11 protein-coding genes are annotated in these 12,475 nt (G+C 40.4%); 3 read left to right on the forward strand and 8 right to left on the reverse strand.

All coding sequences use genetic code 11. The features are described from left to right. Window positions 1-307: 307 nt before the first annotated feature. The 8 genes from purD to FTV38_RS04945 all read right to left on the reverse strand — a co-directional run bounded on the left by purD (window position 308) and on the right by FTV38_RS04945 (window position 8,328). The gene (purD, locus tag FTV38_RS04910) at window positions 308-1,591 is read right to left on the reverse strand and encodes a phosphoribosylamine--glycine ligase (RefSeq protein WP_180021687.1); all 1,284 of its coding nucleotides are present in this window, start codon (window positions 1,589-1,591) and stop codon (window positions 308-310) included. 132 nt (window positions 1,592-1,723) lie between these two features. Then, window positions 1,724-3,298, reverse strand: coding sequence for a bifunctional phosphoribosylaminoimidazolecarboxamide formyltransferase/IMP cyclohydrolase (gene purH, locus FTV38_RS04915; RefSeq protein ID WP_180021690.1), 1,575 nt, complete (start codon window positions 3,296-3,298; stop codon window positions 1,724-1,726). A gap of 95 nt (window positions 3,299-3,393) precedes the next feature. Beyond that, complete coding sequence (fis, locus tag FTV38_RS04920) at window positions 3,394-3,663, reverse strand: DNA-binding transcriptional regulator Fis (RefSeq protein ID WP_001086304.1); 270 nt, start codon at window positions 3,661-3,663, stop codon at window positions 3,394-3,396. Between the two features lie 392 nt (window positions 3,664-4,055). Further along, on the reverse strand, window positions 4,056-4,940 hold the full coding sequence (locus FTV38_RS04925) for a DUF3426 domain-containing protein (RefSeq protein ID WP_180021692.1): 885 nt from the start codon (window positions 4,938-4,940) through the stop codon (window positions 4,056-4,058). A gap of 18 nt (window positions 4,941-4,958) precedes the next feature. Next, complete coding sequence (gene prmA, locus FTV38_RS04930; RefSeq protein ID WP_180021694.1) at window positions 4,959-5,861, reverse strand: 50S ribosomal protein L11 methyltransferase; 903 nt, start codon at window positions 5,859-5,861, stop codon at window positions 4,959-4,961. Window positions 5,862-5,987: 126 nt separating this feature from the next. Further along, entirely contained in the window at window positions 5,988-6,875 is an 888-nt protein-coding gene (locus FTV38_RS04935) for a bile acid:sodium symporter family protein (RefSeq protein WP_180003877.1), read from the reverse strand. Between the two features lie 75 nt (window positions 6,876-6,950). Next, complete coding sequence (locus FTV38_RS04940) at window positions 6,951-7,829, reverse strand: bile acid:sodium symporter family protein (RefSeq protein ID WP_180021696.1); 879 nt, start codon at window positions 7,827-7,829, stop codon at window positions 6,951-6,953. A 148-nt stretch (window positions 7,830-7,977) separates the two neighbouring features. Then, window positions 7,978-8,328, reverse strand: coding sequence for a hypothetical protein (locus tag FTV38_RS04945; RefSeq protein WP_180021698.1), 351 nt, complete (start codon window positions 8,326-8,328; stop codon window positions 7,978-7,980). Window positions 8,329-8,580: 252 nt separating this feature from the next. On the opposite strand from FTV38_RS04945, the gene mnmG reads away from it, so the two are divergent. The 3 genes from mnmG to FTV38_RS04960 all read left to right on the forward strand — a co-directional run bounded on the left by mnmG (window position 8,581) and on the right by FTV38_RS04960 (window position 12,452). Next, complete coding sequence (gene mnmG, locus FTV38_RS04950; protein ID WP_180021700.1) at window positions 8,581-10,461, forward strand: tRNA uridine-5-carboxymethylaminomethyl(34) synthesis enzyme MnmG; 1,881 nt, start codon at window positions 8,581-8,583, stop codon at window positions 10,459-10,461. A 344-nt stretch (window positions 10,462-10,805) separates the two neighbouring features. After that, a complete protein-coding gene (mhpT, locus tag FTV38_RS04955) occupies window positions 10,806-12,011 on the forward strand; it encodes a 3-(3-hydroxy-phenyl)propionate transporter MhpT (protein WP_180021702.1) in 1,206 nt (401 codons plus the stop codon). 114 nt (window positions 12,012-12,125) lie between these two features. Beyond that, window positions 12,126-12,452, forward strand: coding sequence for a hypothetical protein (locus FTV38_RS04960; protein WP_078193710.1), 327 nt, complete (start codon window positions 12,126-12,128; stop codon window positions 12,450-12,452). The last annotated feature ends 23 nt before the right edge of the window (window positions 12,453-12,475 follow it).

Genomic DNA, 12,475 nt, shown 5'->3' on the forward strand with positions numbered 1-12,475 from the left:
CGCGACTCATGAGTGCTCGGTTATATGCGGGCCAATTGGTTGTGCGATAGATTTTGTGTGTAGGCTTCTTCATTTGAAAATTATATCGCTGAAAAAGCCTTTACAGATAGGTTTGTGCAACAAAGCCGAACTAAGGCAATTGCTTCAATGCAATCTTGAGTATAAGGTGTCCCTAAATATTGTATTTCTTCAGATGGTTGATTAAATAAATTAAAGCGCATTTTTAAAAAGTATTTGTTTGATATTTAATTGAATATATCAAAAAAAACCCGCACTCGGCGGGTTGTTTATTAAATTTAAATTAAGATTAAGCATTTTCACGCGCAATCGCACGGTAACCAATATCTTTACGGTATTGAACGCCGTTAAAGGTTACTTTTTGGCAAAGTTCTAAAGCTTTCGCTTGAGCTTCACCAATCGTATTACCAAGCGCAGTCACACAAAGAACACGACCACCAGCAGTCACAATATCACCATTTTCAAGTGCTTTAGTACCAGCATGGAACACCTTCGCATCTGCCATTTCAGTGTCTAAACCTGAAATTACATCACCATTGCTAGACGTTTCAGGGTAGCCCTTAGATGCAAGTACGATACCTACAGTCTTGCGCTCATCCCATTCAGCTTCCGCAGGTAAGTTACCTGCAATGCCAGCTTCAACCAAATCAACTAAAGATGATTTTAAACGCATCATAATGGGTTGAGTTTCAGGGTCGCCAAAACGACAGTTGAACTCGATCACTTTAGGCTGACCTTGTTCATCAATCATTAAACCTGCGTATAAGAAACCTGTATAAACATGACCGTCTTTTTTCATACCTTCAACGGTAGGACGCATCACTTCATTCATGGTTTTTTCAAATACGTCAGCAGTCACAACAGGAGCAGGAGAGTAAGCACCCATACCGCCAGTGTTTGGGCCTTGGTCGCCTTCAAAGATACGCTTGTGATCTTGAGACGTTGCCATTGGCAAAATGTTGTCGCCATCAATCATACAAATGAAAGAAGCTTCTTCACCTGCAAGAAATTCTTCGATTACTACACGTGAGCCAGCATCGCCAAATTTGTTGCCTGCAAGCATGTCATCAATCGCATCAAATGCTTCTTGATTGGTCATGGCAACAATTACGCCTTTACCCGCAGCAAGACCATCTGCCTTGATAACGATTGGTGCACCATTTTTTTCAACAAATGCTTTTGCTGCATCTACTTCTGTAAATACATCATAGAAAGCAGTTGGGATGTTATGGCGTTTTAAGAAGTGCTTCGCAAATGCTTTAGAGCCTTCAAGCTGTGCAGCAAATTGAGTTGGGCCCCAAATTTTTACACCCGCTTCACGGCAAGCATCCACCACACCATTGACTAGTGGTGCTTCGGGGCCAACCACGATCAAATCAACTGCATTATTTTTTGCAAAGTCGATAATCGCAGCATTGTCTAAAATATTTAGTGCAACATTTTCGCATTTATTTTCAGTTGCAGAACCCGCATTACCCGGTGCTACAAATACTTTTGCGACTTTGTCATCTTGTGCGATTTTCCATGCCAATGCATGTTCACGACCGCCATTACCCAAAACTAAAATATTCATCGGTTCATACTCCATGAATCGAAAATGACATAAAGTCCTCAACCTGAAAGCAGGAGAGGACTTTATGCAAGATTATAAATCTAGTGTATTAAGCAAAAAAATGTGCTTAATTGTCATGATCACGTTGCCAACTTAGTGACGGAAATGACGCATGCCAGTGAAGACCATTGCAATACCAGCTTCATCAGCTGCAGCAATTGTTTCTTCATCACGCATAGAACCACCCGGTTGGATAATGCATTTGATGCCCGCTTTTGCAGCGTTATCAATGCCATCACGGAATGGGAAGAATGCGTCAGATGCCATTACCGCACCTTCAACCACTAAACCAGCATGTTCAGCTTTAATTGCAGCAATACGAGCAGAGTTAACGCGGCTCATTTGACCTGCGCCAACACCAATCGTTTGACGGCCTTTCGCATAAACAATCGCGTTAGATTTAACGTATTTCGCAACTTTCCAAGCAAAGATCAAGTCATCAATTTCTGCTTCAGTTGGTGCACGTTTAGTCACAACTTTAAGGTCATCTTTCGTGATCATGCCTAAGTCTTGGTCTTGAACCAACAAACCGCCATTCACACGTTTGTAATCTAACTGAGCTTTACGTTCAGTAATTGCAGGAAGCTCGCCGCATACGAGTACACGTACGTTTTTCTTCGCGCCAGTAACTTCAAGCACGCCTTCAGCAACGCTTGGAGCAATGATCACTTCAACAAATTGACGGTCAACAATGGCTTGCGCAGTTGCAACATCTAATTCGCGGTTAAATGCAATGATGCCGCCGAATGCAGATTCAGGGTCAGTTGCATAAGCAAGGTCATAAGCCGCTTGGATGCCGTCTAAAGATACTGCTACGCCACATGGGTTTGCGTGTTTAACGATTACACAAGCAGGTTTAGCGAATGATTTAACACATTCAAGTGCTGCGTCAGTGTCTGTGATGTTGTTATAAGATAGTTCTTTACCTTGAAGCTGTTTCGCAGTTGAAACTGAAGCTTCAGTCGCTGTGTCTTCTACATAGAAAGCAGCAGATTGATGCGGGTTTTCACCGTAACGTAAGTCTTGAACTTTGTTCAATTGAGTATTGAAAGTACGCGCAAATTTATCTGCTTGACCTTCTTCCTTACCTACGCGAGCGCCTAAGTAAGAAGCGATCATACCGTCGTATTGAGCAGTATGTTCAAATGCTTTAACCGCAAGGTCAAAACGAGTTGCATGTGAAAGTGAACCTTCAGCTTTAAGCTCAGCAACGACAGTTGCATAGTCAGCAGCATTTACCACGATACCAACAGAAGCATGGTTTTTCGCAGCAGCACGAACCATAGTCGGACCACCGATATCGATGTTTTCAATCGCATCAGCAAGTGAACAGTTTGGTTTTGCAACAGTTGCAGCAAACGGATAAAGGTTAACAACTACAAGATCGATTGCATCGATGTTGTGTTCAGCCATCACAGCTTCGTCTAGACCGCGACGAGCTAAGATACCACCATGAATTTTCGGATGTAGCGTTTTTACACGGCCGTCCATCATCTCTGGGAAACCTGTGTGCTCTGAAACTTCAACTACGGCAACATTATTGTCTTTCAACAATTTGTATGTTCCGCCAGTAGATAAAATTTCTACCCCTAGAGCAGCAAGTTCTTGTGCAAATTCAACAATTCCAGTCTTGTCAGACACAGAGATTAAAGCGCGTTTAATAGTCATGATCTTCGTCACAGTTTTCAAGGAACAGATTAAAACAAAATTAGCAAAATGCAGGTTAAAAAAAATGCCTGCGGAAGCCGCAAGCATTTTATCATTTATTCACTCATTAAACCGTGAGCTTTCAACTTTTTACGTAAAGTACCACGGTTTAAGCCGAGAATCTCAGCAGCACGGGTTTGATTACCACGTGTATATTCAAGAACTACAGATAGAAGAGGCTTCTCCATTTCCGCCAGCACCATATCGTATACCTGAGATGGTTGCTCGCCTTGCAATTGTGCAAAGTAATGGCGAACTGCGCGATCTACGTGAATACGAAGAGCGACATCAGATTGTGCAGTAAAAATAGGAGATTTGCTATTCATGCGAATTAATCCGAAAAATCAAATATCACTTGGGTAAAGTGATTTGTTAAAAGTGGTCTATAAACTTGAATGAACTCCGTTTTAGTTCCTAATGCGGAGTTCTAAAACTTGTACATTACTTGTAGCTTGACACAACTCGCAAAATTGTTCGAAAAATAAGCGTAACAATAGATTAATAATTGTTACAGCCTAAAAAACAAACAAAAAATCTACTCAATACGCAATAAATATTAAAGCGCACGGTTGGGATTGTATTTGTTGTGAAAAATTAGCGAGGAGTTTGCAGCACAAAGCTTTCGTGGCGCGTATCATACCATTGTCTAGGAAAAAGTGAGCAAGAAAACTGCATTTTTTTTATGTTTTTTTTACTTTTTTAATAGTTTTTTTCAATATTAGGGGCGAATCAACTCAATTGAATAATTATCGAAGCTTTTGCGTGCAATTGGTAGGCTAAATTGGAATTTAAAAGGACTACTTTTTGGGATCCGTTGGATGCCATGCAGACTTTCGTCCAAATACTCTTCAGGTAAAAGCGTATAGTTTGCTATTTCAGCACCATTTTCTTTTAGTGAAATTTTCATATTGGGTAAGGCAAGGCTACGGTCATGAAAATTGATCATTTCACCAGTAAAACGTGTTTCATTATTGCCAATGCTACGAATTTTAACTTTTTTGGTGCTAATTAAACTGTAGTGCTCCTCAAGACGTGAACAATTGAATACATCACACACGGCTGTGAATGCTGCACCCATTACTGGGCTGTTTTTTAAATATTGTGGATTGAACCAGAAAAACTGGAATATAAGTGCACCAAATAAGAAGGCATTAATACAGAACCACATAAAATAGTTCAGTGGTGTACGTTTTTTATCTTTTTCAGCCTGTTCTGCCCAATTTACAGCAGGAAGGTTGCCGATCGGCTCGGTACTGAAATAATTTAAGTTATTTAAATAGGTTTTTAGATCGATATTAGAGTTTTCGACTTTTTGATCAAATAGTTTTAATAAATGGTGGCTTGGTGTTACTTCAACAGTCACTGGCGTAAGCGTATTATTAAATTCGCTGACATTAATAATAGTATTGGTATTTTTTTGCGGCGCATTTTCTGGCTCAGGGGTAGAAAAAGACAACGCTTTATCTACCACCAAATGAGACAGTGCATTAAAAGATGTAGAGCACTTTGGGCAACAAACCATGCCCTGAGCGACAGTAAGCTGCGGAACAGTTACTTTATATGTTGTAAAACAAGTTGGGCAGTTAGTTAATTTGTCGCTCATAAGTACACATTTTAAATTTTAATACTGTTGGCGTTTACCCGAAATTCGGCACCATGTTTCGTCACGTTTTTCTACGTCTAATATATCAAAAAATTCAGAATAAACACTAGAAACATCAGAAACTTGCTCTTCAATTACACCTGCAAGTGCGAACTCGCCCTCAGATTTAATTAAAGTTGAGAATTCTGCAGCCAAGGCCATTAGAGGGCCTGCAAGAATATTAGCAACAAACACATCGGCTTTTTGTCCAGCGAGCTCTTGGTTGAACTCTTCAGGTAGGCCTACATACAAATTTTCGAGCACACCATTCAATTCGGCATTTTGTTGTGTTGCTAAAACCGCTTGTGGGTCAATATCAGTGGCATAAACTTTTTTTGCACCCAAAAGTAAAGCGGCAACACCTAAAATACCAGAACCACAACCGTAGTCGATTACGATTTTATCCTTTAGATCAACTTTACCTAACCATTGTAGGCATAAGAATGTTGATGCATGGTTGCCAGTACCAAATGCCAGACCTGGGTCTAGTTTGATGTTTACGGCGTCTGCTTCTGGCGCTTCCATCCATTCTGGTACGATCCAGTATTTTTCACCAATTTGGATAGGCTCGTAAGCATCCATCCATGTGCGTTCCCATTCTTGGTCTTCAATGAATTCGCTACGCATTGGCGCATCAGGAAGTTGAGCTTTAATAAATGTTTCTAATGCTGCAACATCAATTTCTTCATCATCTTCTTGTGCATATATACCAGTTACGATCACTTTATTCCAAAGTGGTGTTTCACCTGGAAGTGGTTCAAGTAAATCCTGATTTTCTGCATCATCTAGCGTGACACTGACTGCACCTAAAGAACTGAGCAGCGTTTCAGTGTAATCAACTTGAGCTTTTTCAACAGTAATATGAATTTGTAACCACTTCACGGACATAACCTAAATGAGTTTTATAAAAAGCTATTGTAACGGAACTCGGCAACTTGCAGCTAGCGATTATCAAAATTGACAAAAAATAAAAGGATGCACGTGGCATCCTTTTAACTTTTCAGTGCCTTAACTTTTAATTGTTTCGGTTGTCGTTGTCGAGATCGGTGCAAAGCGTGTAATTAGGAAGCCAAATACAGCAGCAAAGATATACATAAAGATTGAATACACTGCCGCAGGCATTGCAACTGCAGAGCTGGCCATCACTGTTAAGGCGATGGTCATGGCCAATGTGCTGTTATGAATCCCGATTTCAAATGCACATGCACGTGCCTGAGCACTATTGATGCCGAAAAGTCGCGGAACAAAATAACCGATACATAAGCTGAAGATGCAGAATAGAACCGTTGCTAAGCCAACTTGAGTTAGATAAGCCGCAATATTATGTCGCTCAGAGTAAATAGCACCGATAATAATTAAGATGAGAAAGACCACAGCAAAGATGCGGAGTGGTTTATGCAGTTTCTCAGTCAGTTTAGGTGCATAGTGACGGAGCAGCATGCCTATACAGACAGGGATGATAATAATGCCGAAAACTTGGAGGATTTTTCCAAATTGTAGGCTGATTTGTTGACCTTCTTGCATAAAGTGCATGATCGAAAAATTCACGATCAATGGAAGGGTTAATGCTGCAATGACAGAGTTGATGGCGGTCAGGGTAATATTTAAAGCCAAGTCACCTTTAAATAGATAACTAAATAAGTTCGCTGTACTACCACCGGGTGAGGCTGCGAGTAGCATCAAGCCGACTGCAAGCAGTGGTGGCAATGCCAGCAGTTTACATAATAAAAAGGCAATGCCGACAAGCAACACGAGTTGGCAAAATAAAGCAATCAACACGGCTTTAGGATGTTTGGTGACACGTGCGAAATCTTTGGGGGTAAGTTCTAGCCCAAGCCCGATCATAATAAAGGCCAGTGCTAATGGCAAAAGAACCGTAATAATTCCAGAATCCATCGTATTTATTCTCCTTGAGCATATTTAATGGTTTTTCACCAAAGTCCTTATGGTGATTGCGTTAGAAAAAATAGTTTATGTTTTCACTTGTTGAATCAGGTGGCTGCCACGGCGCGTCAAAATAAAACCAAATAAGGTCGCCAATAAATACATAAAAATAGAATAAACACCGGCAGGTATCGCCACTGTGGTGTTTTCAAGCACACTCAGTGCGATAGTTAACGCGATACTGGTGTTATGAATGCCAATCTCAAAGGTACACGCACGTGCCTGCTTTTCCGGGACACCCGCGAGGAATGGAATTAAGTAGCCCAAAAATAATCCACTGAAACAGAGCAAACAGGTTGCAATGCCGACGCTGGCAAAATACGTAATAATGTTGGATTGTTCACGCAAAACTGCGAGTGTAAAGATGAGAATTAATAAGAAAATAGATAACATTCTCATCGGCTTGTTGATGTGATATGCGATAGTCGGTAAGGAGTTGCGAATAAACATACCGAAACAAACTGGTATTAGGATAATCAGAAATACATGGGTGATCTTATCTATAGGCATACCAATGCTGGTACTTTCACCAACAAAATGCAAAATGGATAGGTTGACAATAAAAGGCAGCGTAAAGCACGATACAACTGAGTTAATGGCCGTTAAGCTAATGTTTAATGCAACATCACCTTTATATAGGTAGCTAAAAAGGTTTGCGGTGGGGCCGCCGGGTGAAGCCGCAAGCAACATGAGCCCGACCGAGAGCAAAGGGGGTAACTCCAGTAATTTACACAGGAAAAACGCAATACTGGTCAGTAGAATAAGTTGAGTAAATAAAGCGATGAAAATAACTTTTGGATAGCGTCCAACGCGTAAAAAGTCTTTGGCAGAAAGTTCGAGCCCCAAACCCATCATCATAATAGCTAAAGCAATGGGTAGAAAAAATGCAAATAATCCCGAATCCATGGAATTTCCTGATATTTTTATCCTTATAGTATTTTTTGAGTTTATCTCAGTTTAATAAATAAGCAATAAATAAAAGCGAGTAAAAACTGATGTTTTACCCGCTTTATTTTTGATCTGTTAATTGGTCGATATTTTCATCGATAACTGTTTATTTAGGACGAGGAGGAGTGAACCCTAAAGCACATTTTCCTTTGATTTCTTGTCCATTGATCGTTGCTGTAGTGGCTTTGGCATCTGCGCTACATGTGCTTAATAATTCGGCTTCTTCGCCATGAATATTTACATTTTTGGAAGAGCTAAAAAATTGTGGTTCGCAGATACCATTCCAGATAATACCGCGATAGGCAAATGAAACTTGAGCGCCTTGGCTTTTACCTTTACAGACTTGTTGATATCGCTGTGCATCATACACTTTCTCAACTTTATCATTGGCTGAGGCAGCAAGTGGTGATAAACATAAACCGCATAAAACCGTGGATAGCAAAATATTCTTATTCATGCTTATAGTCCTTATGATTCTCATGGGATCTATAACAGAATAAAAAATCATCAGAATAAAACAACTATCTTCGAGTAACATTTGCTTGAGAAATGTATATTTTTATGTGGAATTTGCAAAGTATGTATGTTCATAAAGAAATATATAGGCATAAAACGGTAGTCAATAACAATAAAATCGAGTTAATCAGTCAACTTATCGGTGAAGTTTTGCTATAATCTTCCGTCATTCTTTTTTAATCTCCTTACCACTATGCATTATCCTAAAGTTTACGATGTCATTGTTATCGGCGGCGGTCACGCGGGTACTGAGGCAGCTCTTGCTGCGGCACGTATGGGTCGACAGACTTTACTCTTAACTCATAATATTGAGACTTTAGGGCAGATGAGCTGTAACCCAGCCATTGGTGGTATTGGTAAATCACATTTAGTCCGTGAAATTGATGCGCTTGGCGGTGCAATGGCATTGGCTGCCGACAAAGGTGGTATTCAATTCCGTATTTTAAACTCACGTAAAGGTGCAGCAGTACGAGCGACTCGTGCCCAAGCTGACCGTGTACGTTTTAAAGCTGCGATTCGTCATACTTTAGAAAACCAGGCGAATTTGGATATTTTCCAACAAGCCGCTGATGACCTTATTGTTGAAGGCGATACCGTTAAAGGTGTAGTCACCCAAATGGGTATTCGCTTTGATGCGAAAACTGTTGTATTAACTACAGGGACATTCTTGGGTGGTGTGATCCACGTAGGTCTAAATAATGCTTCAGGCGGTCGTGCGGGCGATCCTCCTTCAATTTCATTGGCTGCGCGCCTTCGTGAATTGAACTTACCTGTAGGTCGTTTAAAAACTGGTACACCACCACGTATCGATGCACGATCAGTTGATTTCTCTGTGATGACGCCACAGCCAGGTGATTTCCCATCTCCAACTATGTCGTTCATGGGTGATGCGTCGATGCATCCTGAGCAAATCAATTGCTATATCACACATACCAATGAAAAAACTCACGATATTATCCGTGGCGGTTTAGACCGTTCACCGATGTATACCGGTAAAATTGAAGGTGTCGGTCCGCGTTACTGCCCATCAATTGAAGATAAAATTCATAAATTTGCCGATAAAGATTCGCATCAAGTGTTCTTGGAACCTGAAGGTCTGGACACACATGAGCTTTATCCAAACGGTATTTCGACTTCTTTACCATTCGACGTTCAGTTTGAATTGGTTCGTTCGATTCGTGGTATGGAAAATGCGCACATATTGCGTCCGGGTTATGCAATTGAGTACGATTATTTCAACCCACAATCATTGAAATTCTCTTTAGAAACCAAATCGATTAATAACTTGTATTTTGCAGGTCAAATTAACGGTACAACGGGTTATGAAGAAGCGGGTGCGCAAGGTTTGCTTGCAGGCTTAAACGCAGCACGTCGTGCATGGGATCAAGAGCAATGGACACCAAAACGTGATGAAGCGTACATGGGTGTATTGGTTGATGACTTGATTACTTTGGGTACTAAAGAACCGTACCGTATGTTCACTTCGCGTGCGGAATACCGTTTGATGTTGCGTGAAGACAATGCTGATCAACGTTTAACTGCAATTGGCCGTGAAATGGGTCTTGTGGATGATGCGCGTTGGGATTCGTTCTGCCAAAAAATGGAAGCAGTTGAAACTGAAAAAGGACGTTTACAACACCTTTGGGCAGCGCCAAACAATCCACTAGGCAAAAAATTCGTTGAAATGACGGGTGATGACCTGTCTAAGGAAACCAATGCGATCGATTTGCTCAAACGTCCAAATATCAACTTCTCACAAATTGCTGAATTGACAGGTTCAGAAGTTTCAGCATTTGTGGGTGAGCAAATTGAAATTGCAGTGAAATATGCGGGTTATATTAACCGTCAGCAAGAAGACGTTGCGCAAATGAAGCGTTTGGAAGATACACGTATTCCAGCTGATTTTGATTACGATGTCGTTTCTGGTCTTTCACGTGAAATTACCATGAAGCTGAAGAATGTATTGCCTGAAACATTGGCACAAGCAAGTCGTATTCCAGGTGTAACACCTGCAGCTGTTCAATTGGTGATGATTACGATTCGTAAGAATAACCAAGCGAAAAAATCTGCATAAGATTTTGAGTTAAATAAAAAACCCGCTCAGTTGCGGGTTTTTTTATTGCCAATAAATTATTGGCTGTAGGTATTTGATCGGATTAAATGAATATTTTGATCATCATTAGTTTTAGCTATGGTTTGATTATTAAAATCTTTCATAAACTTAAGTGATTGATAATGAATTATAAATACAAAAAATAAGATCTAAAAACTATTGATATACAAAGTTTTAGGTCTTAATGGTGGGCTTTTGGTCGTGTGAATTCCGACCTTTGTAGTGGTATTTATTCTACCCAATAAAGCCGAAACTTCAGGGCATGGCGTACAAGTGGGTTTACGCTACATGAATGGAGTTCGATTATGGCAAATCAACAATCGGGAAAAATGCAAAAATTTCTAACGGTATTTTTGTGTTTCTGGGTAGCATTTTTTGAAGGTTTTGACCTGCAAGCGCCCGGTATCGCAGCAAAAGGAATCGCAGCGACATTTTCCTTAGATCAAGTGCAAATGGGCTATGTATTTAGCTTAGGTGTGTTTGGTATGTTATTTGGCGCGTTCTTTGGGGGGCGTGTCGCTGACTATTTGGGACAGAAGAAAGTCCTGATGCTGTCGATTTTTATCTTCGGTGTATTTATGTCTATCACGGCAGTTGCACCAAGCATTGAAATTTTATATATCGCACGATTCTTTACAGGTTTAGGTTTGGGCGCTGCGATGCCAACGATGATCTCGGTGGTGGGTGATGAAGCGACGGATGCTAACCGTGGGCGCTTAAATAGTTTGATGTACTGCGGCTTACCTGTAGGTGCAATCTTTGTTGCTGGCTTGGGTATTATTTTTAAAGATATCTCTTGGCATACATTGTTTTTAATTGGTGGTTTAACGCCTTTAATCCTGATTCCATTCATGGCGCTTATCTTAAAAGATAAGCGTACTGAAAAAGTTCAGGCAGAAAGCAAAGAAGCGGTTCCAGCGATGGGGCAAATCCTTTTTGCTGAACAGCGTTATAAATATACATTGCCGCTATGGTTAAGCTTCTTCTTTACCTTAATGGTGAACTATATTCTGATCAGTTGGTTGCCTAACTTGCTTATGGAACAAGGGTTGGAAAAGCAACAAGCTTTCATGATCATGTTGATGTTCCAAGTGGGCGCAGTGATTGGTACGCTGGGTTTAGGCTACTTACTTGATCGCCTAAAATTATGGCAAATGGCAGTGATTATCTATTCAGGTTTGTTTGTAGCATTGTTTGTACTGTTCACAACAAATTCAATTCCTGTACTTATCGCAGCAGGCATCATGGGCGGGATTTTCTCTACAGGTGGTCAATCGATTTTGTATGGGATCTCTCCAATTTTCTATACACCAGCTGGGAAAGTAACAGGTGTGGGGAGTGCGATTTCATGGGGTCGTTTGGGTGCAATGACGGGTCCATTACTCACAGGTAAGATTTTGGCACTAGGACTAGGAGCGACAGGTATTTTAATTGCAAGTGCGCCGGGTATTGCTTTGTCAGCTATCGCAGTGGCTGCATTATCTGCCTATAAGTCATCCCTTAAGAAATAATCGAAATCAGTCATATTTAAAGGAGCTACGGCTCCTTTTTTATTGAATAAATATCTTTAGCTGAAACTAAGTTTTGTTAGAATAAATCTAATATTTATGAATAAATTTACTTCTATGTCTTATCAATTGATCGAACTTGATATTTCTCCTTCAGATAACATTCAGTGTCCACATTGCCAGCAGCAAGTGATTGATTGGTCAGAAGAGCAGTATGTGCAGCCATGTGAGCATGTGCTGTTTATTGCAATGGATATTGGTTTTGAGTTTATTACAGATGAATTTGAGCAAACCATGCAGCATACAGTCGATGACTTGCATGCCAATGATGATCAGTATCATATGTTTACTGAAATTACCGCCTCAAGTTTCCCTGAGTTTCTGATTTATAAGTCTGATTTAGGTGTGGAAGGTTATTCACGCTATGTCGGCTTTACGGCATAAAACATTGCTAAAAAATCTTAAAA

The sequence above is a fragment of the Acinetobacter sp. YH16044 genome (assembly GCF_013417145.1).
GTDB lineage: Bacteria > Pseudomonadota > Gammaproteobacteria > Pseudomonadales > Moraxellaceae > Acinetobacter > Acinetobacter amyesii.

Coding starts and splice junctions, on each gene's coding strand:
- FTV38_RS04940 (WP_180021696.1), bottom strand. CDS start 7,829: ATGGATTCGGGATTATTTGCATTTTTTCTACCCATTGCTTTAGCTATT.
- FTV38_RS04945 (WP_180021698.1), bottom strand. CDS start 8,328: ATGAATAAGAATATTTTGCTATCCACGGTTTTATGCGGTTTATGTTTA.
- FTV38_RS04925 (WP_180021692.1), bottom strand. CDS start 4,940: ATGAGCGACAAATTAACTAACTGCCCAACTTGTTTTACAACATATAAA.
- fis (WP_001086304.1), bottom strand. CDS start 3,663: ATGAATAGCAAATCTCCTATTTTTACTGCACAATCTGATGTCGCTCTT.
- FTV38_RS04935 (WP_180003877.1), bottom strand. CDS start 6,875: ATGGATTCTGGAATTATTACGGTTCTTTTGCCATTAGCACTGGCCTTT.
- mhpT (WP_180021702.1), top strand. CDS start 10,806: ATGGCAAATCAACAATCGGGAAAAATGCAAAAATTTCTAACGGTATTT.
- FTV38_RS04960 (WP_078193710.1), top strand. CDS start 12,126: ATGTCTTATCAATTGATCGAACTTGATATTTCTCCTTCAGATAACATT.
- mnmG (WP_180021700.1), top strand. CDS start 8,581: ATGCATTATCCTAAAGTTTACGATGTCATTGTTATCGGCGGCGGTCAC.
- purH (WP_180021690.1), bottom strand. CDS start 3,298: ATGACTATTAAACGCGCTTTAATCTCTGTGTCTGACAAGACTGGAATT.
- purD (WP_180021687.1), bottom strand. CDS start 1,591: ATGAATATTTTAGTTTTGGGTAATGGCGGTCGTGAACATGCATTGGCA.